This is a genomic window from Streptomyces sp. NPDC057565 (assembly GCF_042801455.1).
Classification (GTDB): Bacteria; Actinomycetota; Actinomycetes; order Streptomycetales; family Streptomycetaceae; genus Streptomyces; species Streptomyces yanii.
Genome location: NZ_JBHVFU010000033.1, coordinates 64,554 through 91,318 on the forward strand (window position 1 = coordinate 64,554; position 26,765 = coordinate 91,318).

Annotated in this window: 24 protein-coding genes and 2 pseudogenes; 10 read left to right on the forward strand and 16 right to left on the reverse strand. The window is 68.9% G+C overall.

The genetic code is table 11. The features are described from left to right. Window positions 1-5: 5 nt before the first annotated feature. Genes ACFU8W_RS35480 through ACFU8W_RS35500 form a run of 5 tightly spaced genes read right to left on the reverse strand, consistent with a single transcriptional unit; the run spans window position 6 to window position 5,039 of the window. Window positions 6-764: an ABC transporter ATP-binding protein gene (locus tag ACFU8W_RS35480; RefSeq protein WP_384046342.1), complete on the reverse strand. Its 759-nt coding sequence runs from the start codon at window positions 762-764 to the stop codon at window positions 6-8. Then, on the reverse strand, window positions 761-1,582 hold the full coding sequence (locus ACFU8W_RS35485; RefSeq protein ID WP_384046345.1) for an ABC transporter ATP-binding protein: 822 nt from the start codon (window positions 1,580-1,582) through the stop codon (window positions 761-763). Before ACFU8W_RS35485 ends, ACFU8W_RS35480 begins: the two co-directional genes overlap by 4 nt. After that, window positions 1,579-2,445: an ABC transporter permease gene (locus ACFU8W_RS35490; RefSeq protein WP_384046348.1), complete on the reverse strand. Its 867-nt coding sequence runs from the start codon at window positions 2,443-2,445 to the stop codon at window positions 1,579-1,581. Before ACFU8W_RS35490 ends, ACFU8W_RS35485 begins: the two co-directional genes overlap by 4 nt. Next, the gene (locus ACFU8W_RS35495; protein ID WP_384046351.1) at window positions 2,442-3,413 is read right to left on the reverse strand and encodes an ABC transporter permease; all 972 of its coding nucleotides are present in this window, start codon (window positions 3,411-3,413) and stop codon (window positions 2,442-2,444) included. Before ACFU8W_RS35495 ends, ACFU8W_RS35490 begins: the two co-directional genes overlap by 4 nt. Before the next feature lie 6 nt (window positions 3,414-3,419). After that, a complete protein-coding gene (locus tag ACFU8W_RS35500; RefSeq protein ID WP_384046354.1) occupies window positions 3,420-5,039 on the reverse strand; it encodes an ABC transporter substrate-binding protein in 1,620 nt (539 codons plus the stop codon). A gap of 139 nt (window positions 5,040-5,178) precedes the next feature. Here ACFU8W_RS35500 and ACFU8W_RS35505 point away from each other — a divergent pair, with 139 nt between their 5' ends. Next, complete coding sequence (locus ACFU8W_RS35505) at window positions 5,179-6,192, forward strand: LacI family DNA-binding transcriptional regulator (protein ID WP_384046357.1); 1,014 nt, start codon at window positions 5,179-5,181, stop codon at window positions 6,190-6,192. Window positions 6,193-6,567: 375 nt separating this feature from the next. Here ACFU8W_RS35505 and ACFU8W_RS35510 read toward each other — a convergent pair whose 3' ends face one another. Together ACFU8W_RS35510 and ACFU8W_RS35515 are read right to left on the reverse strand one after the other, a co-directional pair. Then, window positions 6,568-8,091, reverse strand: a complete 1,524-nt coding sequence (locus ACFU8W_RS35510; protein ID WP_384046360.1) for a SpoIIE family protein phosphatase — start codon at window positions 8,089-8,091, stop codon at window positions 6,568-6,570. Window positions 8,092-8,135: 44 nt separating this feature from the next. Then, window positions 8,136-9,341: a PP2C family protein-serine/threonine phosphatase gene (locus tag ACFU8W_RS35515; RefSeq protein ID WP_384046364.1), complete on the reverse strand. Its 1,206-nt coding sequence runs from the start codon at window positions 9,339-9,341 to the stop codon at window positions 8,136-8,138. A 229-nt stretch (window positions 9,342-9,570) separates the two neighbouring features. Here ACFU8W_RS35515 and ACFU8W_RS35520 point away from each other — a divergent pair, with 229 nt between their 5' ends. Both ACFU8W_RS35520 and ACFU8W_RS35525 read left to right on the forward strand, forming a co-directional pair. Further along, the gene (locus ACFU8W_RS35520) at window positions 9,571-10,236 is read left to right on the forward strand and encodes a response regulator (RefSeq protein ID WP_384046369.1); all 666 of its coding nucleotides are present in this window, start codon (window positions 9,571-9,573) and stop codon (window positions 10,234-10,236) included. Beyond that, window positions 10,233-11,270, forward strand: coding sequence for a sensor histidine kinase (locus ACFU8W_RS35525; protein ID WP_384046372.1), 1,038 nt, complete (start codon window positions 10,233-10,235; stop codon window positions 11,268-11,270). The genes ACFU8W_RS35520 and ACFU8W_RS35525 overlap by 4 nt, the downstream gene beginning before the upstream one ends. Before the next feature lie 388 nt (window positions 11,271-11,658). Here ACFU8W_RS35525 and ACFU8W_RS35530 read toward each other — a convergent pair whose 3' ends face one another. Next, window positions 11,659-12,360: a TetR/AcrR family transcriptional regulator C-terminal domain-containing protein gene (locus tag ACFU8W_RS35530; protein WP_384046375.1), complete on the reverse strand. Its 702-nt coding sequence runs from the start codon at window positions 12,358-12,360 to the stop codon at window positions 11,659-11,661. A gap of 146 nt (window positions 12,361-12,506) precedes the next feature. Here ACFU8W_RS35530 and ACFU8W_RS35535 point away from each other — a divergent pair, with 146 nt between their 5' ends. Together ACFU8W_RS35535 and ACFU8W_RS35540 are read left to right on the forward strand one after the other, a co-directional pair. Continuing rightward, window positions 12,507-13,025, forward strand: coding sequence for a hypothetical protein (locus tag ACFU8W_RS35535; protein WP_384046378.1), 519 nt, complete (start codon window positions 12,507-12,509; stop codon window positions 13,023-13,025). 520 nt (window positions 13,026-13,545) lie between these two features. Further along, window positions 13,546-14,166: a hypothetical protein gene (locus ACFU8W_RS35540; RefSeq protein WP_384046381.1), complete on the forward strand. Its 621-nt coding sequence runs from the start codon at window positions 13,546-13,548 to the stop codon at window positions 14,164-14,166. A gap of 287 nt (window positions 14,167-14,453) precedes the next feature. Here ACFU8W_RS35540 and ACFU8W_RS35545 read toward each other — a convergent pair whose 3' ends face one another. Both ACFU8W_RS35545 and ACFU8W_RS35550 read right to left on the reverse strand, forming a co-directional pair. Next, window positions 14,454-14,645, reverse strand: a complete 192-nt coding sequence (locus ACFU8W_RS35545; protein WP_384046384.1) for a hypothetical protein — start codon at window positions 14,643-14,645, stop codon at window positions 14,454-14,456. A gap of 180 nt (window positions 14,646-14,825) precedes the next feature. Beyond that, a complete protein-coding gene (locus ACFU8W_RS35550) occupies window positions 14,826-14,963 on the reverse strand; it encodes a hypothetical protein (protein WP_384046387.1) in 138 nt (45 codons plus the stop codon). A gap of 550 nt (window positions 14,964-15,513) precedes the next feature. Between ACFU8W_RS35550 and ACFU8W_RS35555 the strand changes: the two genes are divergently transcribed. The 3 genes from ACFU8W_RS35555 (at window position 15,514) to ACFU8W_RS35565 (ending at window position 16,542) form a co-directional block, all read left to right on the forward strand. After that, window positions 15,514-16,008, forward strand: coding sequence for an AAA family ATPase (locus tag ACFU8W_RS35555; RefSeq protein ID WP_384046390.1), 495 nt, complete (start codon window positions 15,514-15,516; stop codon window positions 16,006-16,008). Between the two features lies 1 nt (window position 16,009). Beyond that, entirely contained in the window at window positions 16,010-16,237 is a 228-nt protein-coding gene (locus tag ACFU8W_RS35560) for a hypothetical protein (protein ID WP_384046427.1), read from the forward strand. Window positions 16,238-16,302: 65 nt separating this feature from the next. Further along, on the forward strand, window positions 16,303-16,542 hold the full coding sequence (locus ACFU8W_RS35565; RefSeq protein ID WP_384046392.1) for a DNA-binding protein: 240 nt from the start codon (window positions 16,303-16,305) through the stop codon (window positions 16,540-16,542). A 27-nt stretch (window positions 16,543-16,569) separates the two neighbouring features. Here ACFU8W_RS35565 and ACFU8W_RS35570 read toward each other — a convergent pair. After that, window positions 16,570-16,934 (reverse strand): annotated as a pseudogene (locus ACFU8W_RS35570) (transposase); the annotation flags it as partial. On the opposite strand from ACFU8W_RS35570, the pseudogene ACFU8W_RS35575 reads away from it, so the two are divergent. Continuing rightward, window positions 16,931-17,157: pseudogene (locus ACFU8W_RS35575) on the forward strand (IS5/IS1182 family transposase); the annotation flags it as partial. The pseudogenes ACFU8W_RS35570 and ACFU8W_RS35575 overlap by 4 nt on opposite strands. A gap of 149 nt (window positions 17,158-17,306) precedes the next feature. Here the strand turns inward: ACFU8W_RS35575 and ACFU8W_RS35580 are convergent. The 4 genes from ACFU8W_RS35580 to rfbB all read right to left on the reverse strand — a co-directional run bounded on the left by ACFU8W_RS35580 (window position 17,307) and on the right by rfbB (window position 20,277). Continuing rightward, window positions 17,307-17,903, reverse strand: coding sequence for a TlpA family protein disulfide reductase (locus ACFU8W_RS35580; RefSeq protein WP_384046395.1), 597 nt, complete (start codon window positions 17,901-17,903; stop codon window positions 17,307-17,309). A 105-nt stretch (window positions 17,904-18,008) separates the two neighbouring features. Further along, window positions 18,009-18,194, reverse strand: coding sequence for a helix-turn-helix domain-containing protein (locus tag ACFU8W_RS35585; RefSeq protein WP_384046398.1), 186 nt, complete (start codon window positions 18,192-18,194; stop codon window positions 18,009-18,011). A gap of 198 nt (window positions 18,195-18,392) precedes the next feature. Continuing rightward, window positions 18,393-19,184 carry a thioesterase II family protein gene (locus ACFU8W_RS35590; protein ID WP_384046401.1) on the reverse strand — a complete coding sequence of 264 codons (792 nt, stop codon included), beginning with the start codon at window positions 19,182-19,184 and terminating at the stop codon, window positions 18,393-18,395. A 94-nt stretch (window positions 19,185-19,278) separates the two neighbouring features. Continuing rightward, on the reverse strand, window positions 19,279-20,277 hold the full coding sequence (gene rfbB / locus ACFU8W_RS35595) for a dTDP-glucose 4,6-dehydratase (RefSeq protein WP_384046404.1): 999 nt from the start codon (window positions 20,275-20,277) through the stop codon (window positions 19,279-19,281). 330 nt (window positions 20,278-20,607) lie between these two features. On the opposite strand from rfbB, the gene ACFU8W_RS35600 reads away from it, so the two are divergent. Further along, window positions 20,608-23,406, forward strand: a complete 2,799-nt coding sequence (locus tag ACFU8W_RS35600; RefSeq protein WP_384046424.1) for an AAA family ATPase — start codon at window positions 20,608-20,610, stop codon at window positions 23,404-23,406. Window positions 23,407-23,477: 71 nt separating this feature from the next. On the opposite strand, the gene ACFU8W_RS35605 is transcribed toward ACFU8W_RS35600, so the two are convergent. Further along, window positions 23,478-26,765, reverse strand: a 3,288-nt coding sequence (locus ACFU8W_RS35605; RefSeq protein WP_384046407.1) for a type I polyketide synthase, incomplete at its 5' end; no start/stop codon positions are given.

Genomic DNA, 26,765 nt, shown 5'->3' on the forward strand with positions numbered 1-26,765 from the left:
CTCGTTCAGAGCGCGCCGAGAAGGCGCCGCGAGTACTCGTGGGTGGGGTTGTCGAAGAAGTCCTCGGTGGCGGCGGTTTCGAGCACCTCTCCGCGGGACATCACGGCGACGGTGTCGGCCACCTGCCGCACGGCGCCGAGGTCGTGCGAGATGAACAGGGCGCCGAACCCGTGCTCGGCCTGCAGCTCGCGGATCAGCGCGAGGATGTGCATCTGCACGGACACGTCGAGTGCGCTGACCGCCTCGTCGAAGACGATGAATCCGGGCTCGGTGATGAGCGCCCGGGCCACCGATACCCGTTGGCGCTGGCCGCCGGAGAGTTCGTGCGGATAGCGGTCGGCCGTCACGGCGCCGAGTCCGACCTGCTCGAGGATGCGCTCCACTCGATCCTGCTGCTCCTGGCGGCTCAGGTCCGCAGAGGCCACCGTGAGGGGCTCGCGAACGGACACACCGACCCGTCGCCGCGGGTTGAGCGACCATTGCGGGTGCTGCAGTACGGCCTGAATCCGGCCCCGTTCGGCGCTGCTGTGCTCGCGTACCGGCTTGCCCAGGACCTCGACGGTGCCGCTGTCCGGCCGCCGCAGGCCGAGCGCGACGGCTCCGGTGGTGCTCTTGCCGGAGCCGGACTCGCCCACCATGGCGAGGGTCCGTCCGGCGGGGACCTCCAGGGTCACGTCCTTCATCGCTCGCACCCGGGTGCGCCGCCGCCCCCAGCCGCTGGTGAAGGTGACGTTCACTTCCGACATCCGCAATACGGCGGTCATGCGCTCTCCCGTTCGTGTGAGGTCGGCATCAGGGCAAGGGCTTCGAGGAGTTGTGTGGTGTACGGGTGTCGTGGCCGGCCGAACACGTCCGAGGTCGTGCCCGCTTCGACGACCTCGCCGGCCCGCATCACCATCACGGCTGTGCACCAGCGCCGGACCGCCCGCAGGTCGTGGCTGACCCAGACGAGCGCGGCGCCGGAGGAGGAGACGAGCCGCACCATGAGGCCGAGGACCTCCTCGCGTACCTGGGCGTCGAGCGCCGCGGTCGGTTCGTCCGCGATGAGGACACGGGGCTCGCGGGCCATCGCCAGGGCGATCGCCACGCGCTGTGCCATCCCGCCCGAGATTTCGTGCGGGTAGAGCCGCAGCACGCGCTCGGGGTCCCTGATCTGCACATCGTCGAGCAGGGCGACGAGGGCTGCCCGGTCGTCGGGACGGGCGAGCGGCCGCAGGGCGAGGCGCAGTTGCCGTCCGATGCGCAGCGTCGGGTCGAGGGAGCCGATCGGGTCCTGGGGGACGAAACCGAGCACGGTGCGGCGCAGTGCGCGCAGATCCTTGTCGTCGAGGCCGGCGAGGTCGACACCGTTGATCTCCACGGAGCCGGACGTGATGGCGCAGGAGCCGGGGAGCATGCGGCCGAGTGCCTGCGAGAGTGTGGTCTTGCCGGATCCGCTCTCACCGACGACGCCGAGGAGGTCTCCGGGCTTGAGCGTGAGGTCGACGTCGCGCAGGGCGGTGACCGTGGTGGGGCCGGACCGGTAGGCGGCCGACAGGCCCGTCACACGGACCAGTGGACCGCTGGGGGTGGGGACGTTCATCGCAGGCTCCTCGTTTCGCGTGGTTCGAGGCGGTCGCGGAGGGTGTCGCCGATGAGGTTGATGGAGAGGATGGCCAGTACGAGCGCTATGGCCGGGGTGAGCAGCAGCCAGGGCGCGTGGACCATGAAGGCGCCGCCCTGCTGGATGAGTGAGCCGAGCGAGGTCCGGGGCGGCTGGACGCCGTAGCCGAGGAAGCTCATCCCGCCCTCGACGAGGATGCCGACGGACAGCGCATAGGTGCCCTGCACGGCGATGGTGCCGGCGATGTTCGACAGGATGTGGCGACCGAGGATGACCGGGGTCGGCACTCCGCTGATCCTGGCCGTGACGACGAAGTCCCGCCCGGCAACCGAGGCGGCGGCGGCGGTGATCATCCTCGTCATGAGCGGCACGGTGACGAGGACGATGCTCGCGATCGCCGCGGTCTGTCCCGGGCCCACCACGGCGGCGACGAGTACCGCGAGCACGATCGCCGGGAAGGCGTACAGGACGTCACCGAGACGTACCACGGCCTCGCGCAGCCAGCCTCCGCCGTATCCGGCGGCCATGCCCAGCAGGGTGCTCACCACGGCGGTGGCCGCACCGGCCAGGAGCGACAGCAGCAGGGTCGTACCGATTCCTTCGAGCACCCGGGCGAGCATCGAGCGGCCGAGCGCATCCGTGCCGAGCGGCCACTGCGGCGACGGCGGAGACAGGCGGGGGCCGACGATCTCGTCCGGGTCACCGGCGACCGGGACGACGGCCGCGATCACGGCGGCGACGACGAGGATCCCCAGGATGCCGACGGCGACGGCGCAGAGCGGGTCGCGAAGCCAGGCATGGATACGTGGACGGCGGGCCTGGAGAGAGGATGCGGACGTCATCGGGCTGCCTTTCGTGTGGTGGAGACACGCGGGTCGAGCAGCCCGGACACGATCTCGGTCAGCAGGCTGACGGCGACGAACACCGTCGCGGTGAGCAGCACGGTCGCCTGCACCACGCCGAAGTCGCGGCGGCCGAGGGCGGAGACCATATAGGAGCCGACCCCGGAGATGTTGAACAGCGATTCGACGATCACGGCACCGCCGAGGAGGTACGCGACGATGCTGCCGAGCAGGGTGAGGACGGGGACGCCGATGTTGCGCAGGATGTGGTGACGGACGATGTGCCAGGGCGTCTCACCCCGGCCGACCGCGGCGGTGATGTGCGGTTCGACGAGCACGTCGAGCACCGCGTCGCGAGTGGTGCGCGCGGTCGCGGCGACCGAGAACAGCGAGAGGACGAGCGCGGGCAGGATCAGCGCCCGGAAGGTCGCCCCGAACCCGGCGGTGCCGGTGGCGAACCCGCCGACCTGCAGTCCGAGTGCGTAGCGGGAGAAGACGTAGATCAGCACGCTGCCGAGCACGAACTCGGGCAGGCTGATCCCGATCGCCGAGAACAGCCTGCCGGCCACACCGCCGCGCCCGTCGAGCCGGTTTCCGCCGCGAACGGCGGTGAGGACACCGAGCGGCACTCCCACCAGGAGGGTGATCGAGAGCGACATGACCGCCAGCAGCACGGTGACCGGAAGCCGGACCGAGAGCTCGTCGGTGACCGGGGCCTGACTGACCATCGAGATGCCCAGGTCACCGTGGATCAGCCCGCCGATCCACAGGAAGAACTGGACGAACACCGGCTGGTCGAGCCCGAACCGGGCGGCGATCTCCGCCCGCTGCTGCGGGCTCGCGAGCGGGCCGAGGACGACGTCCTCGTAGCCGCCCGGCATGAGTCGCACGCAGAGGAACACGAGCAGGGCAATGCCGAAGAGGGTGGTCGCCGCGCTGAGCAGACGGCCGATTGTCCAACGGATCATCTGCGGCTACTTTCCGAGGAGACGGTAGCCGGTGATGTCTCGCAGGAAGTCGCCGTAACCCTCGTTGCTCTGGACGGTGGCGCTCACGCGAGAGGTGTCGACCGCCAGGAACGACGGCCGGTGCACCAGAGGAACGATCTCCGAGTACTCGTCGGCGGACGCGCAGACTTTGGACAGCGCCGCCGAACGGCCCGCGCCGCCGCCGGCCGCCTCGTCGATCAGCTTGTCGAGGTCGGGGTGGTCGCCGGCGAACCCGGAGGAGAAGCCGGAGAGGCGGGGGTTCCACCACCGGGTGACCATGGAGGGGTCGACGTAGCCGACGAACCAGCCGATCGCGAGGTCGAAGTCGCCGGGCCTGCTGGTGAATACCTTCTTCTCGTAGGTGCCCACGTCGTACTGCTCGATCGTCACCGTCACGCCGGCCTTGGCCAGCTGCTGCTGAACGACCTGGGCCAGTTGGGCGAGTACCGGCTCCGAGTTGTCGACCAGGAGCTTCAGCGTCAGGCCCTTCGCGCCGCTGTCCGCCGCGAGCCGGGCGGCCTTGTCCGGCCCGGCCTTCGCCGAGGGCAGGTCGGCGGGCCTGCATGCTCCGGGAAGATTGCTCGGGGTTACGCTCGTCGGTGAACTCCCGCCTCCCAGCGCGGCGTCGACGAGCTGCCGACGGTCGATCGCGGCGTTGATCGCGAACCGCACGTTCCTGTCCGCCAGCTTCGAGCCGGGCCGCCGCGAATTGACGAGCAGATAGAAGAAGTCGCTCTGCTTCTGCGTGTAGACCTTGGTCTTCGGACTGTCGGCAAGCAGGTCGATCGCGTCCGCGCTGTTGAAGTTCGCCATCTGCGCGCTGCCCTCGCGCAGGGAGGCCATCCGCGTGGTGTCCTGCGGAACGATCTCGACGTTCAGCTTGGTGAGCTTCACTTCAGCGGCGTGCCGGTAGTGCGGATTCGCTGTGAACGTCCACGATTTGTCCTGCTGGTGGGCGGTGGCCATGTACGGGCCGCTGCCGAGCATCCGCTTCGCGAGGTCGACGGTGCCCGCCTTCACCTCCTTCATGGGCAGCACCGCGGCCGGCGTGTTCGCCAGCGCCCCCAGGAAAGGCGCGTACGGCTCGGACAGGGTGACCGTGACCGTCTGCGGGCCGTTCGCCGTGATGCTCTTGACCGGACCGAGCTGACCGGCCCACACGGAGCCGCCCTTGCGGAGCCGCTCGAGGCTGCCGACGACGTCGTCAGCCGTCACCTTCCGGCCGTTGGAGAAGGCCGCTTCCGGATCGAGGGTGAACACATAGGTACGGGCGTCCGGCGTCGTCCAGGAGGAGGCCAGCTTGGGAACGATCTCGAATTTCTCATTCGTGGTCACGAGCGTCTCGTAGGTGAGGCCCGTGAGCATCCAGGTGCGTGCCCACTGCGCGGGCTGCGGATCGAGACCGCCGGCTTCGGCCGTGTCGTAGTCGAGCTGGATGGTCGCCTCGCCGGTGCACGTGGCCGAGCGGTCCGCGACCGCGGCAAATCCGGGAGCAGCCTCCTTCTGTGGCGCGCGTGCGTCCGGCGCAGCCGAGGAACAGGACGTGAGGGTGGCGGCCGACGCGAGCGCGAGGGCTGTGAGAGTAAGAGGACGGGACCGAGCCACGAGATGCCTCCCTGGGCATGCCGAATCGAACAAGCGCACACGCTAGGGAGGTAAAAGGTTTTACGCTATATATTCAGGTCAACATGCTCCCGGGCACCGACCGACCGCTCGCGAGAGCCGACAGCCGGAGGGAACCCCCATGGTGCGCAGGAAAGGCCTCACGATCGAGGACGTCGCCCGGAAAGCCGGCGTCTCCATCGCCGCGGTGTCCTTCGCGCTCAACGACAAGGGCAACCTCAGCCAGGAGACCCGCGCCCGCATCAAGCGCGTTGCCGCGGAGCTCGATTATCAGGCCGACGCCCTCGCCCGCGGCCTGCGACGCCAGCCCATGGGAACCATCGGCGTCATACTGCGCCCCCTCGACGCACTCGGCGAATACGCCCCCAGCGGCGTCGACTTCTTCAGCCGTCTCATCGCCGCGGCGGCCGTCACGGCGATGGACCGCGGGCTTGGGATGATGCTCGTCCCCAACCTCCTGAGGTCGCCGATTCCCGCCTTCGCCTATTCGCTCGACGGCTACGTGGTTGCCGATCCCGAAGTCGACAACCCGGTCGTCCAGCGACTGGAGGACCGCGGCATCCCCTACGTGTCGCTCGGGCGCAACGTCGCCCGCCCCGAATCGCCGCACTGGGTATCGTGTGACGACACGGCGCTGAGCGCCCTGCTGGGACACTTTGCCGCCGCCGGCGCCCGAGACATCGTCCTGGTGACCGGCACCGACGCCAACGGGTGGAATCAGGACACCGAAGCCGCGTACCGGTCATGGATGGCGTCGGCCCAGCTCGAACCGCGCGTCCTGCGCGCTCCGGAGAGCGCCGGCATCGACGGCGGGCGCGCCGTCGCCGCTGAGCTGCTCCGTGAAGGGGTACCCGATGCCATCCTCTGCGCCACGGGGCGGCAAGCCGTCGGGGCCGTCGAGGAACTGATGAGCCGCGGCGTGGGGGTACCGACCCGGACACTCGTGGCGACAGCGTCGGATTCCGAACACGCGCGCATCAGCAACCCCACGATCTCGGCGATCGACATGCATCCCGAGCAGCTCGCGGCAGCCGCCGTCGACATGCTCCAAGGGCTGATCCACAACAAGCCCGTCGCCGAGCGCCTCCTCATGCCGACAACCCTCTTCCTGAGGGAGTCGACACTCAAACCATGAGCCGTCGGCGAACGCGCAGACGCCCGGCCTGGTGCCGGACGGCGGTCCGTCCCCGGCTGAACCGGGGACAGGCCGCCCGGGGTCAGGCGCGGCAGCGCAGCACCGTCAGCGGGGGGGCTGGCGGCGTAGTCGTCCCAGAAGTCCTTGCCGTACTTGCGCACGCCGACGGCGGAAACCTCCAGGGGAACCCAGGTGACCTCGTTGAATCCGGCCGCCCGCAGGCACTTCTCGTGGACCTCGCGGCTGGGCGGGTTCGCGACGAACGAGATCGGCGGGTCGAGGAGCGCGGTGATCCTCAACAGGCCCGCATGCAGATCTGAGGGACTGACACGAAAACCCGCTCATTCTCTGCCGCGCCCGGAAGACAGGACAAGCTCAGGCCGTGGTGGGGGGCCGGTCGAGTCCGGGTGTGTGCTCGGCCCAGATGGTCTTGCCGTGGTGGTTGTGGCGGGTTCCCCAGCGTTCGGCGAGTTGAGCGACGATGAACAGTCCGCGCCCGTTTTCGTCGAAGGTGCGGGCCCGGCGCAGGTGTGGCGAGGTGCTGCTGCCGTCGGCGACCTCGCAGACCAGGCTGCCGGCGTGATGGATCAGACGCAGTTGGATGGGGGGTTGGGCGTGGCGGATGGCGTTGGTGACCAGCTCGCTGACGATGAGTTCGGTGGTGGGGGCGGCGTCCGTCAGGCCCCAGGCGGTCAGTTTGTCCGCGATGTGGGTGCGGGCGTGGGAGACAGCGGCCGGGTCGGCCGGCAGGTCCCAGGTGGCGACGTTGCGGGTGTCCAGGGCGTGGGTGCGGACGGCGAGAACAGCGACCTGGTTGTGGGGAGCGTGAAGCAGGGCGTCGAGGGCGGAGCGGCAGGTGGCATCCAGGCAGGACTGGGGCCGGGCGAGTGCGCTGAGCAGCTCCTCGCCGCCGGGTTCATGGGCGCTGGTGCCGATGCCGGTGCCGGTGCCGGTGTACACCAGGAGCAGGCTGCCTTCGGGGAGATCTATCTCGGTGGCTTCGAAGGTCAGGTCTGCGTGTCCCAGAGGTGGGCTTTCGGGCAGGTCGATGACTGTGACCGTGCCGTCGGGTGTGATGACGGCGGGTGAGGGGCTTCCGGCGCCGGCGAGTGTGCAGCGGGAGGAGGCGGGATCGTAGACCGCGTACAGGCATTGGGCGCTGACAGTGCTGGGGCGGGTGTCGGGGCGGAGCCCGGCCAGGACATCGTCGAGATGGGTGAGCAGTTCCTCGGGTTGCAGATCGACGTCGGCCAGGGTGCGTACCGCGGTGCGCAGTTCGGAGGCGGTGGCGTCGGCGCCCGGCCCGGCCACGGCGCCTGCGACGAGTCCGACCCGGGCGCCGGACAACGGGATGGCGTCGAGCCAATGGGCACGCGTGCCGAGCTGGCCGGACCCGGTCCGGTAGTGGCCGGCCAGCTCTACCACCGCGGGTTGCGGCAGCGCTGCGGGCAGGATGCCGGGTGGTGGGGCCGGAACGGCACGCGGTGTGTCGGGGGCGCTGTCGGCCTGTCTGTCGGCCGGGTGGGGCAGGCTGGTCCGGTCCCGGGGGGCTGTCGCGGGCGTGTGCAGCAGCCGCGCCCGTGCCCAGCAGACGACGAGGCCGAAGGCGAAGGACAGGGCGACTGCGGTGATGACGACCGTCCGTCCGCCGGCCGATACACCATGGATGACGAAGCCGTAGGTGGCGATGGTGGTGGCCATCGCGGAGATTCCGATGATCAGGGAGCGCCGCACGGGCAGCAGGGCGGCGGCCATGACGGGGACGAGCACGGAGAATCCCGACCAACGGACAAGGCCGCCTGCGGACTCCTGGATCTGCACGGTGCACGACGCACCGAGGTAGACGATGAGCAGCGCACACAGCCACCCGTTCAGTCGCGTGACGGTCATCGTGGTCATCGCCTTTCCATAGATGGTGTGTCGTTCCGGGAACACCGGGCGCGTCACGGCTGGGCCTCCGTGGGGTGGGGTGGCCGGGTGAGGTCCGGACCTCGGCCGACTTTTGGTGAGGAGGCGCGCTGGATGGCCACCAGGGCGAGGTCGTCCTGCAGGCGTCCGCCGGTGTGGATGTCCACGTCGCGGTTGATGTGCCGCAGCAGGCGTTGCGGGCATTCCCACGGCCAGGTGGAGGCCCGCTCGAGGATCGGATAGAAGCCGCCGGTGATGTTGCGGGCTTCGATGACGCCGTCGGTGTAGAGCAGCAGGGTGTCTGCGGGGCCGAACTCGAAGGTGTCGACGTGGTAGGTGTCGGGAGCAGTGCTGGCCAGCCCGAGGGGTGGTGCGGGATGAGGTATCGGCAGGGCGGTCACTTTGCCGTGGTGGCCCCACAGGGGTGAGGGGTGCCCGCAACTGATGACCTGGACGAGAGGAGTCTCGTCGAGGATTTCTATCAGGAGCGCGGTGATGAAGCGCTCGCTGCTCTCGGGGTCGCTGTCGGTGAGCTGCGCCAAATGCCTGCGGACGCTGCTCTCCAGGGCGGCAGTCAGCTCGGGAAGGGTGGCGTGCTGGTAAGCGGCCTCGCGGAAGGCGCCGAGCAGGGCGGAGGCGTCCTCGACGGCGGGCAAGCCCTTGCCGCGGACATCGCCGATGAGGAAGCGGGTCGCGCGGTCGGTCCGAGCTGCGGCGTACAGGTCGCCGCCCACCAGGGCGTGCGCCGCGGCCGCCCGGTACGTACAGGCGACACGCAGCGGACCCAGCCGCCGGGGCAGGGGGTGCAGCACGACCCGCTGGGCTGCCTCGGCCACCGCGCGCACCTGGGTCAGTTCCCTCAGATCGCGGTCGTGCAGGTTCCGGGCGGCGACGACGAAACCCGACACCACCAGCAGGGCGGCGATGTGGATCGGCAGCAGTGGCGAATGCAGCAGGCCGTCATGGCGGTCGATGACAAACATGGCCGCGCTGGCCGCCAGGGCGGTGCCGGCGGTGAAACGGGAGCCGGCGAACGCTGCCGTGGAGGTGGGGGCGGCGACCAGGAGAGGGGACAGGTGGACGGCCACGGGGGCAAAGATGGCGGCCAGAGTGATGGCGGTGATCAGCGCGACCGGGACCGCAGCCTGCCACGCACGGCCGCCGCCGGTACCCCACTCGGCGACCGGGCGCGGCGGCCTGCCGTCGCCGGCCCGGGAGAGCGGGAGAGTGGAACGGGTCATGGGGGGCCGCCTCAGGAGAGGGGGTGTACGAGCGGTCCCTTTGAGCATCCGCCCGCACGAGGGCGGCCACATCGGTGCCGACCCGCACCACGCATCCGTAAGACCCTGCACCCGCACCGCAGGTATGTCGGCCCGCGGCTGCGCCATCCCCGCGTACCTTCCTGCGGGTTTCCCGCACACCCGCTGACAGCGGCTGCCTGACTGCCACAGCGGATCTACCGTTGCAGTCATGGATGCCCGCAGCTCCACTCCGTCCCGGCAAGGGCCCCCGGAAGTCACCGTCGTACTGGCCGACGATCATCTGGTGGTCCGGGCCGGAATGCGGCTCCTGCTGGCCCAGGACCCGGCATTCCGGATCGTCGCCGAGAGCGCCACAGTCCCCGACACCCTCGAGGCCGTGCGCCGCACCCGTCCGCGGGTGCTGGTCCTGGACCTGACCATGGCCGGCCAGTCGAGTCTGCCCATGATTCCCGCGCTGCTCACCGCTTCACCCGACACGCGGATCCTGGTCCTCACGATGCAGGAGGATCCGGCGTTCGCCCGGGAGGCGCTGCGTACCGGCGCGGCCGGCTACCTGCTCAAGGAGGCAGCCGCCGAGGAGCTGAGGGCCGCCGCACACCAGGTCGCCGACGGTGCGACGTACGTCCAGCCGGTGCTGGGAGCCAGGCTCGCCGTCGACATGCCGGGATCTGCCGACCAGGACTCGCTGACCGCACGCGAGGTCGAGGTCCTGTCATTGCTGGCGCTGGGCCACACCAATCAGGAGATCGCTCAGCGTCTCTACGTCTCGGTCCGGACGGTGGAGACCCATCGTGCCCGGATCCGGGACAAGCTCGGCAAGGACACCCGGGCGGAGCTCATCGCCGCGGCCCGCGAGCGCGGCCTGGTGACATGAGGGGACCGCGTCGGTCCCGATGGGGCCTTGCCCTGCAGGCGGCAGGAACCTGTCTGCTCGCGGCTGCGGTGGCCCTGGAGGTCACCGACCAGCCGCTGCCCTCCGAGCTGGCCCTCTCCCTTGCCGCCGCCACCCCGTATCTTGCGGCAGCGCCGCTGTACACCGCGGGACGCCGGACCTGGATGGTGGTGGCCGGTGCCATCGCGCTCATGCTCGCCGTGGCCAGCCTGGTACGCATCACCGAGCAACCGCTGTTGAACGCCCTGCACGTGTTCCCGCTCCTGTTGGTCGTGTACACGGCCTCCACCATCCGCAGTGCAACCCACCGCGACCGGGGCCTCCAACGCGAACGTGTCCGAGCCCGCCACGACGGCGCGGAGCGCGAACGCCGCCGCTGGGCCCGTGAACTGCACGACGACACCCTCCAGGAACTCGGCGCCGTGCAGGTGGTGCTCTCCTCCGCTGCCGCCGACGGCCGCCCCGAGGCCATGCGGAGTGCGATCGAGCAGGCACGCGGCCTGGTGGGCAACCAGATCACCTCGCTGCGCCACCTGATCACGGATCTGCGTCCCTTGGTCCTGGACGAGCTGGGACTGCGCGCGGCCCTGGAGGCGCTCTGCCGACGCACCTCGGAGACCTTCGGTATCCGCGTCGATCTCCGGATCGATCCGCAGGACGCCGACATCAGCTACCGCCTGACCTCAGAAGCACAGGCCCACGTGTACCGCATCGTGCAGGAGGCATTGACCAACGCGGTGAAACACTCCCAGCCCACTCGGATCACTGTCGGTGTGGAGGCCGACCGTCATGTGATGACGCTGAGCGTTGCCGACAACGGCCACGGAATGCCCCAGCCCCCGGACGCCAGGCGATGGCCGGCCCTGCGCGCGACCGCACCCCCGGCCCCCACCGTGCGGGGAGTGGGGCTCTCCGCCATGCACGAGCGCGCAGACCTCATCGACGCGCGACTCACGCTCCGCAGCGTTCCCGGGAAGGGCACCACCGTCGTTCTGAGCGTGCCTCTTGTCCCTTGACGCGAGGGTCATGCACAACCGTCAGGCGGAGCTCTTGGTATGGCGCAGCCCCTCCGGACGTCCCCACGGGCGCGCCCAGCGGCGACGGGAGGATCGCCGCCTATCAGCACTTCCATGGGGACCTGACTCCGCCTTCGGGCTGGTGGGGGCATGCGAAAGGGTGCTTCGCACCCCTGTATCAAGCTGATTTGGCCCCACGCCGAGACGCTGCGAACTGGGTGCATGATGCCGACGGCCGTCCTGCCTCTGCCGGCGCGTCGCAGGACACCGAGGCCGAGTCGGCCCGGCTGCGAGCGGAGAACGCGCGGCTGGCCAAGGCGGAGAAGTTCTGTGAACTCCTCAAGCAGGGGGCGATCCGGAGAAGCCGTTCATGTGCTCCCGGGGCGAGCTACTCCCGCCCATTCGTGCACCTGCCAGGGGTGAGGAGTTGGGCTTGGAGTCCGGCGAGGAGGGCGCGCAGGCCGCGTTCGAGGGTCTGCGCGGGGGCGGCGGCGTAGTCGGTGGCGGCGGGCTGTGTCAGGCGCGCACGAAGACGGGGGAATTCCTGGGCGACCTCCGCCGCCTTGGTCATGGTGGCTCCGATGAACTCCTGCGGATCGTGGCCGTCCCGGCGCAGGCGCCGGTTGAGGGAACCCATGGCCGCTGTGCCGAGCGCGTTGCCGAGCACGTAGGTGAAAACGGCTGCGGCGACCTGGTCGGCGTCGGCGGGGGCGAACCCGGCCTGCTCGTACAGAGCGATGCAGTGGTCGTCGTACCGCGCCTTGCCCCGGCCGTAGAAGAGGTGGGAGCCAAATGCCTGCACCAGCCACGGATGGCGCTCAAACATGGCGTTCAGGTCGACGGCGAGCGACACGGCCGCGCAACGCCAGTCGGCCGCGTCCGGTTCCGGCAGCTCGATCTCGTGCCAGACCAGGTCTCCGGCCAGCAGAACGAGGTCGTCCTTGTTCTTGACGTGCCAGTAGACCGCTGTGGCCGCGCTGTCCAGGCGCTTGCCGAGGCTGCGCATGTTCAGGCCTTCCATGCCTTCCTCGTCGAGCAGTTCGACGGCGGTGCGGACGATCTGATTGCGGGTGAGCGTGTTGCGTGGCATGGACTCACGATAGAGCGACCCGAGGCTCTTGCACAAAGTTCAAATACCCTCTTGCACATAGTTCAAGTCCCTGGCTAACTTGTACTTGCACTTAGTTCAAGACATTGAGCGCCGAGGCCGGCGCACCATCCCGAGGGGAACCAGTCGTGAACGTTTTCGTCGTCGCCATGCAGCTGTCCGTCGCCGGCGCCTTCGTCAGCATCCCGGTCATCCGGGCCCGTTTCGGGGCAACCGCCACCGCCGCCGCAAAGGCCGAGCTAAGCCGCCAAGGCGTGCGAACCACCGTGCTGGAGGAGAATGGGATGCGCTTCGACGCCGGCGGCCACGAGACCTGGGCCCCGGTGTCCATAGCCACAGTCCTGGCTGCCACCGCGGTGCTGAACCTCATCGGCAACTCCTTTGCCGAGTTGCTCAGTTGGATCGTGCTGGGCTTGGTCGTGGCCATCAACTGCGTGATCCTCTACAGCAACCTGACGGCCACCACCTCGGTCCAGGCCGCGTTCGCCCGCAAGGGCGACCCGGAGCTGGCCCGCATCGACGTGGCCGCCCTGCTGAAGGCCGCCGAGTCCGGCTTCCCTCGCTGGGTTTGGGTCCTGCAGAACGCCCGCCACGTCATCGTCTTCGGTGCCGCCGCCCTCGCCCTCACCGCGCTCGCTGTCGCCTGACCCCGCAGCGGGCGCCCGGCCACACCGCGTTGGGGCGTGAGGCGGCGCGGGCGGGCACTGGCAGGCTCGGCGTTGCCATACGGCTGTTGCCCGGCCAAGACCGTCCTGTGGTCGGCGCCGGGCTCACAAAGCAGATGCCGGCGGTTCGAAACCGTCCGCAGCCACCAGTACGAAGGCCCCCGGACTGCTCGACGTGTCGGAAGCTTGCGGGGCCATGATCACTCGCCGCAAAGCAGCTCCCGGCCAAAGCCGCTCCCCCGACCTCATGCCGCAGGTAAATCATCTTCATCTCACGGTGAAGGGGAAGGGCCCAAGAAGCAGGGCTTCGGCGTAGTCGTGTGACGTCCGGTTCGTGATCATCCGAGGCCGAGGAGTGCCAGGGGGCGGAGTGGGTCGCGGGCGTCGCGGCGGAGGCCGGCCGCGATGTTCTTCACTCCGGCCATGCGGAGGGCTCCGATGGCGAGGGCTTCACACTGATCCCGGATCGGGGCGTGTCAGAGGCTGGTGACAGGATCCAGGGGTGCTGATCAAGGGATACGACGACGGCCCGCTGGTTGCGGGCGAGTCACTGCTGGCCCGCCCGGGCTTCTGGTCGAACTACCTCATGATGTGCGGCGATGGGTCGAGTGCTACGCGTCCTGTTCCGGAGTGGTTCGGCGATGACGGCGCCGATACCGATGCCTTGTCCGAGGTCCTCTTCGATCCCGAACGCTGGCCGGTGTTCCAGGTACCGGCTGAAGACGGTCCCGGAGCTGTGGTGATCTACCGCAATCTGGTCGGCGACTACGGCATTGACTACCTCCTCACTCATCCGGGCCGGAGCCACGCCCAGCAGATCGCCAACTGGGAAGGAGGCCTCTCGGGGACCGGGCTGACGTGGCATGAGCTGGTCCGCCTCGCCGACAGCCCGTCCCCCGCGGCCGAAGGTGTCGAGGACACGGCCGCCCGCCTCCTGCTGGTCCTTCCCCTCCTTGCCGACTCGGAAGTGCCAGAGTCAGCGCCGGCAAGGCTCAGCGCCGCCCTGACTTCGGCTGGAGCGCCGCAAGACACCGTCTTCAGTACGGCGGAGCATCTGCTTACACGCCTGACGAGAAGATCGCACCACGATCCCACTTGGGGATCGCCACTGAGCGGCAGCTGAAGAGCATGAACGCACGCATGCGGATGCGCGCCACAGGCCAGGTCGGCTGGAATTCTGCTCTGCCGGACCAGGAACGCAACGAGGACTGCCGTCAGGGCGCCGGCTCGACCGGCGAGCGCGAGACCGACCGCGGCCAATGTCGATCGCAGGGGCTCGGGCCACCGGCCGTATCGTCGCATCAGCCCGGCTATCTGCTCGACGAAGGTCCGCCGTTCGCACAACGCGTTCTCGCAGACGAACCACGAACCCGCAGGCACAGCCGAACCCGCTTGCCCGCACTGGGCACGTCAGCGGGAATTCGCAGATAGGAGCTGCCAACTCGCTCCGACCGGCCCCCGCACCCAGTACAGGCGGCCCCGGCCATCGTGCACTGGGCCCTCGATCCGTATCGCCTCATTGCTCACGCCGACCGACAGCACCACGATGCCCCGGACCGACGAGAACAGCAGCTCCTCCAACCGGATCACCATCTCTTCCACGGACCCGAAATGTCGCCCATCCAAAATCGCCACTGATCATTTTCAGGCAACGTCCGAAGGACAACACGGCCCCCGACCGTCACTCACAGGGCCCGCGTCACGGAATGTGTGCCAGAACCCATTCTCGTGTGCAGAGCCAAGCCGTCACTGGTCGCAGCGCACCCATGAGTCAGGTGAGGCTCAGGCAGCGCCGATGAAACCGCCACGAGCGCGGCCTCCCGTGAACAACTCGTCCCAGTCGAGCTCGTCCGGCAGCGCATCCAGTGAGACGACCACTGCTCCGCCGGCTCCCTCCACAGCGCTGCACCATTCGCTCATGCCCTCTACCTCGTCCGGATCGTCGGGTGCGCCAAGCGTTGGCACTATGCACCCCGACTCGCCGGGCCCGTCGACGAGGCACAAGGTAAGCCGTGCGGCTATCTGCCATCCGGAACAGGTCGGCATCTGCCCCTCCGGGGCGTGGAGAGATGGCAGGGACGCATGAATCGGAGCTGCGCCAAGCAGCAGAATCGGTACCGGACCAAGCACGAAGTGCGCGTTTTCACGTGGCAGGAGCATGTGGTCACTCTCGCATGAGTCGCCGCAGACCATTTGGCGGGGTGACCGCGGCAACGAAGACGGCTGTTCTTCTTGCCCTGGGACTTGCTACCGACCTTGATGACCTGGGTTTTCGTTGGTCCGACCGGTTCTGGCGTCCTGTGGAGTGGTCGTCATCGGTCATCCGTGGCCGCTGCTACTGAACTTGATCGGGTGTTGTCGGGCATGCAGCTCATCGTGCTCCGCATGCCTTGCGCGATGGTGTGATCGTGTGCCCGGGCGATCGGAATCCGGTTCGTTGCAGGGCGCCGGGACCGCTAGGGTCAGCCGGGTGAGTGATCTTCAGCCCGTCGTATGGCTACTTACCGGCATGCCCGGCTCGGGTAAGACCACCTTCGCGAAGGCGTTGGCACGAGGCGGTGTCGTCCGCCTGTCAGTGGATGACCAAATGACAGCCCGGCATGGACGGATCGGCAAGGACCATGCCGAGTACGAACACCTCGCGCTTCAGGCTCCCGTGATCGAGGACGTTCGGCGACAGCTCGTCGCACTCCTACGGGAAGGCCGTTCGGTAGTGCTGGATCACGGTCTGGGCACCCGCGCGGTCAGGGACGACTACAAGCAGTTGGTCACGGAGTACGGCGCCAGGTGGCGGCTCGTCCACTTCCAGGCTGATCAAGATGAGTTGTTGCGGAGACTGGCCAAGCGGAACAACGAACAGGAACATGGCGTGATTTCGCCAGAGACACTGGCCTGGATCGCCGAGCACTCTGAAGCTCCTGCGGGTGAGGGTGAAGAGCCCCCAGTACTTCCAACCTCAGCCTGACATGGATCCCGGACTGAGATGGCTGCCGGTCACACAGGTCCAGGTCCCGGTCGCTATGTCCGACGGCTACTGCGAGTCAGCGGACTCGTGGGCCGACCTGCTGCGCGACTGCCGGCGACGGGGCATGCGGGCGCCGGTCCTGGCAGTGGGCGACCGCGCCCTCGTCCGGGCCGGCGCCCGCTTCGAACGCGGCCTCCTGGTCGAGCGACCGAAGGCAACGGCGGCGTGATGCACGAAAGACGCCGACAGAGGCGGTCGGGACCGAGAAGCAACCGCGGCTACTTCCTGCTCAAGGTGGACACCGTCGAGGACAACGCCTGGATGTCCCAGCCAGAAGCCGCCCGCCAGCTGGGCGTCACGCTAACCCGCATCGGAATGCTGATGGCCAACGGCCACCTGACACCGGCGGAGAACCCGGCCGGCCGGCCCGGAGTCACAACCGCCAGCGTTCAAGTCGAGGAAACCTGGCGAGCCAACGCGCCAATCCGCGCCAAGGTCGCCCGTCTCCTGAAGGACACGATCAGCTGGTTCTGATCACTGACCCACAGGTCTTGAAGATAGCTCTAGGTAGACGTAGGGAAAGCGGGTGTGGTCCAGGGGCCGACCGCGGAAGGCAGTCAGCTGGGTGTCGAGGTCCGCACCGATCCGCGAGACCTCGCTCTGGCGACCCCGCTGTCCGCTCCCAGTGCCTTGACCAGGTCATCGACCGAACGGGTGGACACACCGTGGACGTAGGCCTCCACGATGACGGCGAGCAGGGCCTGGCCGATACGACGGGGCCGCTCCAGCAGGCTCGGGAAGAAACTGCCCGAGCTCAGCTTGGGTATGGCCAGGTCCAGGTCACCGGCCCGCGTGGTCAACGTCTTGTCGCGGTGCCCGTTGCGCAGCGCGGTGCGTGGCCCGGTGCGCTCGTTCCACTCCGCGCCGGTCCTCGCAGACCCGCGGCATCACGCCGAAGATCGCCCGCAAGGCACAGCCCACGACGCCGGACCGGGCAAGACCTGCTGGGCCGTCGAACGCACCTTCGCCCGGCTCCACCAGTTCAAACACCTGCGGATCCGCTACGAGATATGCGCCGACCTCCACCTCGGCCTTCCTCAACTCGCCTGCAGCATCGTCTGCTTGAGAAGATTCCCAACCTCATCATGAAACGATCAGCTAGTGCGAAAGTTCCCAGATGCCGGGATTCCTCTACCGGGGGCTGGCGTGGCGTAATGGTTCGCGAGGCGGCTCAGGGTCGCCATGCCGGCGTAGGGTCGATCGATTCGAGTGGGGATGATGATCGAGGGGGCGGTTAATTAGCTCTCCTTGATCAGTGGGTCAATCATCTTATGCAGTTTGTTGTCATCGATCGAACCGAGCGCCCTGGCCGCTATCTTTCCATTTCGGTCCAGAATGACAGTGGATGGAATGGACTGAAGGTTCACTGTGCCCTTGGGGAATCCTGAAAGGAGCAGTTTTCCAGTCGGATCGTACAGGCTCGGGTATGCCATATCGAAGTCGTCTTCAAATGCCTTGGATAGACTCTTGCTGCCGTCGCGGACGTTGATGCCAACGAATTCGACACCCTTGGCCTTCATTTCCTTGGCGATCTTGTTGAAGTATGGGGCTTCGGCTCGGCACGGCGGGCACCAGGAACCCCAGGCATTGATCACGACGATCTTTCCTTGGAAATCGGCGACGTCAAGGTGCTTGCCTTGAAGGGTCTCGCCCTTGATGGGGCCGACAGACTTCCGCTCCCCCTCGGCAACCGTTGACATGCCGCCCGTGCTCGTTACGTAGTTCGTCTGACCACCGCCTCCGGACTTGCCGCTGTCACAGGCGGACAGAGAGAGCGATCCAAGAGTGACGATCGCGGTCAGTGCGACTGCACGGGAGACGGGCCTGAGAATCATGTGATGAGCCTCCCATGAGCCCGTGAAGAGAAGGCCATCCTGAAGTTCTCCCGGCGGAGCGGACACTCAACTCCTGTGCTGCGAGGGTGATGTGACGACTGTAGCTCAGGCGCATCTCGTGGTGTGTGAGGTAGCCGAGCGTCGAGTGCAGCCGAGGATGTCGCAGAGCACGGCCAGCACCGGCAGCGAGAGCCGTTCGAGGGTTCCGGAGACCAGCCGGCGGACCTGGGAGGCTGAGAGGGTGATGCCGCGCTCGGACAGGCGGGGCATCAGCTCGGTGACGGTGAACATGCCACGCCTTCGCGCGCAGCACCTCCGGCTCCGGCTCCGGCTCCGGCTCCGAGGAGATCCGGCGACAGCTTTCGCAAGCGCGGCGATCCCTTGGGGTGGCGGTCGAGCAGGCCTGTAGGCGTCCGGGTCAGGCTTCGGATTGTCGAACAGGTCAGCCTCGTGAACAGCAAGCCAGTGGGGGCGTCGGGACGTTGTTGATTACGACTGCGTTGCCGACGCAGGGGACGCAGTCGTGGCGGTGAGCCAGGCGGTGGCCATGTCGGTGAGGGCCTTTGCCACCGCGGCAGCCTGGTCCGAGAGGTAGAAGTGATCGCCCGGAAAGATGCGAGCGGTGAATGTGCCCGTGGTGTGGTTCTGCCAAGCCCTGACATCATCCGTCGGCGCCAAGGGATCGCCGTCCCCGGCCATGGCAACCACAGGGCAGTTCAGCGCCGCGTCGGGACGGTGACGGTAGTTCTCCACCGCCTTGTAGTCAGCTCGGATAGCCGGCAGGAGGATGCGCAGCAGCTCGTCCTCCCCGAGCACCTGCGTCGCGGTGCCGTTGAGCTTGCGCAGCTCGGCCAGCAGCCGGTCGTCGTCGTGGAGGTGAACGAACTCCCTGCGCAGACGGGAGGGGGCGCGACGCCCCGAGACGATGATGCCGAGGGGCCCGGTGCCGCTCTCCTCGAGCCGCAAGGCGACCTCGAATGCCAAAGTGGCGCCCAGGCTGTGGCCGAACAGGACGATCGGCCGGTCGATGCACGGCCGCAGGGCCTCGGCCGACCGGTCGGCCAGCTCTTCCATGCTGTCTATGCACGGCTCGTGGCGGCGGTCCTGCCGCCCGGGGTACTGGATTCCGAGCACGTCGAAGGCCGGGGCCAAGGCCCGGGAGAGGGGGAAGAAGTAGCTCGCCGATCCCCCGGCGTGCGGGAAGCAGGCGAGGGTCAGTGGGGCCTGCGGGGAGGGGTGGAAGCGGCGCACCCACTGGGCTGACGCTGCGGGGACCGTCATCGTCTCGGCACCTTTCTCTCCGTGCGGCCGTGTCACCGCGTCCGACTGTCCACGGTGAGCCAGGCGGTGGCGCGGTGCGACCCCTACCCACCCCTTACCAGGAGCCCTCGACCGCGGGACGACGGTCCTTCAGCGGCTCCCACCAGTCCCGGTTCTCGGCATACCAGCGGATCGTCTCCCTGATCCCCTCGTCGAAGGGGACCTGCGGCTGCCACCCCAGCTCGCGGCCGGCCTTGCTGGAGTCCAGCAGGTAACGCCGGTCGTGGCCGGGGCGGTCGGGGACCCATTCCTTCATGGTGGAGGGCAGGCCCAGTTCGTCCAGTACGAGGTCGGCCAGCTGCTCCACGCTTGCCTCGACTCCCGTTCCGACGTGGTAGGTCTCGCCCGTCCTGCCCTTGAGCAACGCCGCCTCGACGGCCCGGCAGTGGTCGAGTACGTGGATCCACTCGCGGCGGTTGTCGCTCGACTTGTACAGCGGCAGCGGCTGCCCGTCCAGCGCCCGGGTGGTGAACAACGGCAGTACCTTCTCCGGGAACTGGTGACTGCCGTAGTTGTTCGCGCAGTTGGTGATGGTGACCGGCAAACCGAAGGTCTCGTGGTAGGCGCGCACGGCGTGGTCGGCGCCGGCCTTGCTGGCGTTGTAGGGAGTGCGAGGCCGGTAGGGACTGCTCTCGGAGAAGGTCTCCGTGGAGCGCAGGGAGAGGTCGCCGTACACCTCGCAGGTCGAGATGTGGTGGAAGCGTTCCACCTTCGCCTCCCGGCACACCTCCAGGAGGTTCTGGGTGCCGACCACGTTGGTGTGGAAGAACCGCCCGGGGTCGAGCACCGCGAGGCTGTTGTGGGACTCCGCGGCGAAGTTGACCACGATCTCCGTCCTGTGCTCGCCCAAGAGCCGCCGGACGAACGGGGCATCACCGATGTCGCCGCGCGCAAAGACGATGTCGTCGTGCACGTCCGCGAGGTTGGTGACGCTTCCCGCGTAGGTCAGCGCGTCCAGTGCGACCACGGTGTCCCCGGGGTGCTGCCCGAGCCAGTGCCGCACGAAATGCGAGCCGATGAAGCCTGCCGCGCCGGTCACCAGGAGTGAGGTCATGGCGCACACGCTAGCGAGATCCCGGTCGCACGTCCCCGGGTGCCGCGATACATAGGGGCACCGGGGCCGAGGGCAGGGTTCCCGTGCTCAGGAACAGGGGTTGGCCACCTGGCTCTGTCCCATCCGGGGGCTACTACGTGAATGTAGCATTCCGCTCGCAAGAAGTAACCTTCGGAAACTCTTTTACCCCCCTTGTATGCGTGATACACTCGCAAACTTCCGGCAAAGTAAACCATATGTAAAGGTAAAAGAACGCCCTGAAATTCGGCAATCAGTTTGCCGCCCGGTATGCAAAGTTGGAATTCTCGGGGGGAAGATCCTTCAATGTCAATGGGGAAAAAAGAGGCGCTGGAAGTTCTGAGCTCATCGCTCACTCATGCTCAAGACGGCTGTGGGCGTTTAGTGTTGGTGACAGGAAGCCTGACCTCCGGAAAGACCACACTGCTTCAACAATTCTCCGAGATTTCCGAAGCCTCCGGCGCGACCGTTCTCAGCGCTACGGGGTCCCGAGCCGAGCGCGATCTCCACATGGGGATCGTCTGGCAACTTGTACACAGCACACCGATATCCCCAGAGACAGTGCGTCGATTTTCCCGGCTCATCAGAGTGGAAACCTCCGCGGAAAACGAAACCGAATCCCTCTCGGGTGGACTCAGGCAGGACGATGTTCTCGCCTTGCACAGCCTGAGCTCGTCCCTCCTGACACTGGCACGCTCCCGTCCCACCGTCATCATTGTTGACGACCTCCATTTCGCCGACAACGCCTCCTTGCAGGCGCTGCTGTTCCTCCAGCGCCGGCTGCGGTCGGCGCGGGTCCTGGTGGTGCTCTCCTCGTGGGACAGGCCCGGGTACGTCGGCCCGGCCGTCCAGACCGAGCTGATGCGCCAGCCGCATCGCCGCGTCGTTCTCGGCCGGCTGTCGACCGACGAGATCACCGAACTCGTCATGGAGTCGGACCACCGGGATCTGCCCTCGGCGACGGATCTCTCCGAGGCCTTCCGGAGTCTCAGCGGCGGCAACCCCCTGCTGGTCCGCGCCCTTCTCGACGACAATGCACCGGCCGTCGCGGACGAGAGGTCCGGGGACGCCGGGCGCCCCCTGGTGGGCGAAGCCTTCCAGCAGGCCGTGCTGGACTGTCTGCACCGCTGGGACCCGGCGTTGATGAAGGTGGCCCGCGGTCTCGCCGTGCTCGACGACCACGCCACACCGGAACTGATCGGGCGTCTGCTCACCATGCAACCCGACACGGTCGCCCAGATGCTGGCCATCCTGGAGAGAGCGGGGCTGCTGCACCAGGGGCGTCTCAGCAGTCCCGAGATCGCAGCCGTCGTGCGCGGAACGCCCTTGGGAGAGGAGACCACACGGCTGTACTCCCTCGCCGCAGAACTGCTCTACGAACACGGCGCCATCGCAAGGGATGTCGCCCGCTGCCTCGTCAGCGCCGGCAAGGTGCCAGGTCCCTGGGCGCTGCGCGCATTGCGGCAAGCGGCCGATCAGGCCTTGGCCGACCACGACGTGGACTCCGCGGTCCGCAGCCTGGAACTGGGGCTTCGCGCATCCGGCCAGGGGCCGGACGCCCTGAAGTTCCGGGCAGCCCTGGTGCATGTGGCGTGGCGGGTCAACCCCTCCGCCGCGGCACCGCACATCTTCCCCCTGTACGACGCGCTGAACCGCGGCCAGTTGCGCTCGGACGACACCGTTCCACTCATCCGTCACCTGCTGTGGCAGGGCGACCGGGCGATGGCCGCCCGCCTTCTGCAGTCCATCGCCTCCTCCCCCGAGGCGGGACGGACGGTGGGGCTTCCCGGTCTCCGGATCGCCCACGAGTGGATCTATGGCGCACCGTGCGAACCACCGACGGACGAGTCCGCCGTCTCCCCCGCCAGGAGCAGGGCGAAGGGACCGGCAGTGGGTCCGCAGCTGCGCGAATGCCCGACGCTGAGCACGCTGTGGCGGTACGGGACGAGTGACGCGCTGCTCAACAGCGCGGAGCACATCCTGCAGGGCCGGCTCTACGACACCATTCCCGAGACGGCGGCGATGGCGCTCCTCGTGCTGCACCACGCGGGCCACCGCAAGCAGGCCGAGTACTGGCACAGCGTCCTGTCCGCGGAGGCGACCCGGCTGGACGCGCCCACCTGGCAGGCCGTGCTGGCCAGTGTCGGCGCCGACATGGCGATGCGGCACGGGGACCTGGCGCGCGCGGCGGCGCAGGCCCGTGAGGCGCTGAACCGGCTCCACTCTCAGAGCTGGGGCGCGGCGATCGGCTTCCCGCTGTCCACACTGATCCTCGCCGAGACGGCGATGGGCCGGTACGAAGAGGCGTCGAAACTGCTCGACATGGTGGTGCCCGAGGCCGTGTTCGACACCGTCTCCGGACTGCACTACCTGTACGCGCGGGGGCACTACAGCCTCGCCGTCGACCGGGTACTCGCGGCACTGGGCGACTTCGAGCGGTGCGGCGCGCTCATGCAGGAGTGGGACATCGACTACCCGGCGCTGGTTCCCTGGCGCGGGGGCCTCGCCCAGACGCAACTGCGGCTGGGACGCACCAAGGAGGCTGCCGAGCTGGTCACCCAACAGCTCGACCGGATCGGCCCGTCCGACTGCGCCCGCACCCGCGGGGTCTCACTGCGGGTGCTTGCGGCCGCCAGCCCGCTGAAGGAACGATCCTCCCTGCTGCAGGAGGCCGTCAGGCTGCTGGAGCAGAGCGAGGACCGACTGGAGACGGCGCGGACCCTCAACGACATCAGCCAGGTGCACCACGCGCTCGGCGACCTGGGCCGGGCCCGTCTGGTGGCCCGGCGGGCGACGCAGGAGGCCAAGGCCTGCAACACCGAGGTCGTCCATCCCCTGCAGGTCCTCCGGGTACCGAAGCAGGCAACCCGAAGGCAGCCGGAGACTCCCACCCACGAGGCGGCGGAGGTGCTGGCCCTGAGCGAGGCCGAGCGGAAGGTCGCGACGCTGGCCGCCTACGGCCACTCCAACCGCGAGATCGGGCGCAAGCTGTACATCACGGTGAGCACGGTCGAGCAGCACCTGACTCGCGTCTACCGGAAGCTCAACGTGCGACAGCGGGCGGACCTGCCGTCCGAACTCACCCGCTCCAGCTGCGACGTACGGCCGTAGGAAGCCGGACGGTCACGCCGGGAGGGCCGGGCACGACGCCCCGGCCCTCCCGCTTTCTCGGCTCCGGTTCCTCACCCGGAGGCCTCCAGTTCGTCGTCGAGGATCTCGAAGAGTTCCTCCGCGGTCGCCTCCTCGATGTCGTCCCGCGGCTCCCCGTCCGTGCCGGCCCCTCGGGCCAGCGTGGCGGCGAGCGACCTCATGCGGGCGGCGAGCCCCTCACGCTGCTCCGCGGTGAGGGGGGTGTCCCTCAGGGCCGACTCCAGGGCCGTGAGCCGGGCTTCGGGTGAGAGCGCCGCCGCGTCCTCCGTCGGGTCGACGCCACCGAGGTCGGCCTGCAACCGCTCGGCCACCGCGACGGCCGAGGGGTGGTCGAAGATCAGCGTGGCCGGCAGCCGCTGCCCGCTGACCGTCTCCAGACGGTTGCGGAATTCGATCGCGGTGAGCGAGTCGAAGCCGAGTTCCAGCAGTCCGCGCTCCGGGTCCACCATTTCCTTCCGCTCGTGGCCGAGCACCGCGGCAGCGGTCGAACACACCAGGTCCAGGACCGCCCTGTCGCGTTCCTCCCCCTTCAGCGCCAGCAGCCTGGACCGGACCGTCTCACCGTCGACCGCCTCCGTACGGCGCCGGACGGGCGCCACCAGGCCGCGCAGCATGGCCGGTACGCCCTCGGGCGCGCGGGCCACCCCCGACAGGTCCAGCCGCACCGGCACCAGGGCCGGCTCGTCCGAGCCGAGTGCCTGGTCCAGCAGTGCGAGCCCGTCCTCGAAGGACAGGCCGCGCACACCTGAGCGGGCCATCCGGACGAGATCGACCTCCGGCAGAGCGACGGACATGCCGCCGTCCGACCACAGCCCCCAGGCCAGGGACACCACCGGCAGCCCGAGCGCCCGGCGGTGATGGGCCAGTGCGTCGAGGTACACGTTGGCGGCGGCGTAGTTGGCCTGCCCTGCCGCGCCGAGCGTGCCGCCCGCCGAGGAGAAGAGCACGAACGCGGACAGGCCGAGATCGAGGGTGAGCTCGTGCAGGTTCCAGGCCGCGTCGACCTTGGGGCGCAGCACCGCGTCCATGCGCTGCTCGGTCAAGGCCGTCAGCACCCCGTCGTCGATGACCCCGGCGGTGTGCACGACCGCCGTCAACGGCCGGTCCTCAGGCACCTTTGCCAGCAGCTCGCGGAGGGACTCCCGGTCTGCCGCGTCGCAGGCCGCCACGGTCACCTCGGCACCGAGTCCGGTGAGCTCCGCGCGCAGTTCGGGCGCTCCGGGGGCGTCCAGGCCCCGGCGGCCGACGAGCAGCAGGTGCCGGACACCGTGCTCGGTGACCAGGTGCCGTGTGACGAGAGCGCCCAGTACTCCGGTCCCGCCCGTGACGAGGACGGTTCCCGCCGGGTCGAGGCCGGGTGCGTCGGTGGCGGGCAGCACCGCGGCCCGGGCCAGACGGGGCACGCGGATTCCGCCGCCGCGCACCGCCAGACCGGGCTCGTCGGTGTACGCGGCGGCGCGGACGGCCATCGCGAGGAGGCCGGGGTCCGCTGCCCCGTCCGCCTCGTCGACGTCGAGCACCGCGAACCTGCCGGGGTACTCCAGTTGCGCCGTGCGCACCACTCCCCACACCGCCGAGCTCGTCAGGTCCGGCACCTTGTCCCCGGGTCCCGCCGCGATCGCGCCGCTGGTGACGACGACCAGCCGGGACTGCGCGAACCGGTCGTCCGTCACCCAGTCCTGCGCCAGCTCGAGGAACGCGTTCGCCGAGGTACGGGCGGCGGACGCGCTGTGCGCGTACGGTCCTTCCACGGCGGCACGGCAGACGAGGAGCACCACGTCCGGGACATGGTCCCCCGCATCCGCGGCGAGGGAGGCCCAGTCCGGGTAGCCATGCACCCGCCCGCCCGTCGACTCGACCGCCGGGCCGAGCCCGGGGAGGCCGTCGCCCAGGACGGCGCAGTCCCGGACGGGCGGCAGGCCGCCGCTCGGTGTCCAGGGGGTCCACTCGACGCGGAACATCGCGTCGTCGCCGGCTGGACGCGCGCTCGCCACCTGGCCGTCGGTGACGGGACGCAGGGCGAGCGACCCCACCGTGACCACCTGGCGGCCCTGCAGGTCCGTCGCGCTGAGCGACACGGCGTTCTCCCCTGCCGGTGAGAGCCGCACCCGCAGCGCGTCCGCGCCCGCGGCGTGCAGCGTCACCTCCGACCAGACGAACGGCAGGACCGGCCGGTCTGCCATGGCCTCGGTGAGCCCCAGCGTGTGCAGGGCGGCATCGAGCACGGCGGGGTGGAGGCCGAAGCCTTCGGTGGAGATCGCCCCGGACTCCGGGTCCTCCGGCAGCCCGACCTCGGCGAAGACCTCGTCACCGCGCTTCCAGACCCGGCGCAGGCCGCGGAAGGCCGGGCCGTAGTCGAATCCCTGCTCCACCAGCCGCTCGTAACGGTCCGAGACGTCGATCTCCGCCGCGCCCTGCGGAGGCCACACCTCGTGGACGGGTTCCGGGTCGGTCTGCCCGTCCACGGTGGCGGCCAGCCGGCCCGTCGCGTGCCGTGTCCAGGAGGCGTCGCCGAACCGGTCGGTCTCGCGGCGCGAGTGGAGGGACACCGGCCGTCGGCCCGTCTCGTCGGCGGCACCGACCGTCACCCGGACCTGAACCTCGTCATCCTCGGACAGTACGTGCAGCGACTCGAGCGTGAGCTCCTCCAGCATCCCGCATCCGACCTCGTCACCGGCGCGGATCACCAGTTCCACGATCGCCGTGCCGGGGAACACCACCGATCCCTGGATGCGGTGCCCCGCCAGCCAGGGCTGGGAGCGCAGCGACAGCCGGCCGGTGAGGACGACCCCGTCCGAGTCGGGCAGTTCGACCACCGCGCCCAGGAGTGCGTGGTCGGGCGATGCCTGACCGACCGCTGCCGCCCCGCCGTTGGGAGCGACGCCGACCACGTCGGTCCAGTACCGCTTGTGTTGGAAGGGGTAGGTGGGGAGGTCTGCGTCCGGCACTCCGGTGCGGCCGTGGAACACCGGCCAGTCCACGTCCGTTCCATGGACGTGGAGCAGCGCGACGGCCTCGGCCAGAGCGCGGGGCTCCGCCCGCTTCGGCCGCAGGGTGGGGGTCAGCAGGACGCCGTCGGTCTCGGCCAGGCACTGCTGCGCCATCGCGGTGCAGGTGGCATCGGGACCGATCTCCACGAACCGGCCCACCCCCTGCTCCTCCAACACCCTTACCGCGTCGTGGAAGCGGACCGGCCGACGCACGTGCGACACCCAGTAGCCGGGGTCGCACAACTCCTCCGCCGTGGCCACCGCGCCCGTCAGCGTGGACACGATCGGGATCTCCGGCCGGTGGTAGGTGAGTCCCTCGGCCACCTCCCG

Coding starts and splice junctions, on each gene's coding strand:
- ACFU8W_RS35480 (WP_384046342.1), bottom strand. CDS start 764: ATGACCGCCGTATTGCGGATGTCGGAAGTGAACGTCACCTTCACCAGC.
- ACFU8W_RS35485 (WP_384046345.1), bottom strand. CDS start 1,582: ATGAACGTCCCCACCCCCAGCGGTCCACTGGTCCGTGTGACGGGCCTG.
- ACFU8W_RS35490 (WP_384046348.1), bottom strand. CDS start 2,445: ATGACGTCCGCATCCTCTCTCCAGGCCCGCCGTCCACGTATCCATGCC.
- ACFU8W_RS35495 (WP_384046351.1), bottom strand. CDS start 3,413: ATGATCCGTTGGACAATCGGCCGTCTGCTCAGCGCGGCGACCACCCTC.
- ACFU8W_RS35505 (WP_384046357.1), top strand. CDS start 5,179: ATGGTGCGCAGGAAAGGCCTCACGATCGAGGACGTCGCCCGGAAAGCC.
- ACFU8W_RS35510 (WP_384046360.1), bottom strand. CDS start 8,091: ATGACCACGATGACCGTCACGCGACTGAACGGGTGGCTGTGTGCGCTG.
- ACFU8W_RS35515 (WP_384046364.1), bottom strand. CDS start 9,341: ATGACCCGTTCCACTCTCCCGCTCTCCCGGGCCGGCGACGGCAGGCCG.
- ACFU8W_RS35520 (WP_384046369.1), top strand. CDS start 9,571: ATGGATGCCCGCAGCTCCACTCCGTCCCGGCAAGGGCCCCCGGAAGTC.
- ACFU8W_RS35525 (WP_384046372.1), top strand. CDS start 10,233: ATGAGGGGACCGCGTCGGTCCCGATGGGGCCTTGCCCTGCAGGCGGCA.
- ACFU8W_RS35530 (WP_384046375.1), bottom strand. CDS start 12,360: ATGCCACGCAACACGCTCACCCGCAATCAGATCGTCCGCACCGCCGTC.
- ACFU8W_RS35550 (WP_384046387.1), bottom strand. CDS start 14,963: ATGAGCGAATGGTGCAGCGCTGTGGAGGGAGCCGGCGGAGCAGTGGTC.
- ACFU8W_RS35560 (WP_384046427.1), top strand. CDS start 16,010: ATGGATCCCGGACTGAGATGGCTGCCGGTCACACAGGTCCAGGTCCCG.
- ACFU8W_RS35580 (WP_384046395.1), bottom strand. CDS start 17,903: ATGATTCTCAGGCCCGTCTCCCGTGCAGTCGCACTGACCGCGATCGTC.
- ACFU8W_RS35585 (WP_384046398.1), bottom strand. CDS start 18,194: ATGTTCACCGTCACCGAGCTGATGCCCCGCCTGTCCGAGCGCGGCATC.
- ACFU8W_RS35590 (WP_384046401.1), bottom strand. CDS start 19,184: ATGACGGTCCCCGCAGCGTCAGCCCAGTGGGTGCGCCGCTTCCACCCC.
- rfbB (WP_384046404.1), bottom strand. CDS start 20,277: ATGACCTCACTCCTGGTGACCGGCGCGGCAGGCTTCATCGGCTCGCAT.
- ACFU8W_RS35600 (WP_384046424.1), top strand. CDS start 20,608: ATGGGGAAAAAAGAGGCGCTGGAAGTTCTGAGCTCATCGCTCACTCAT.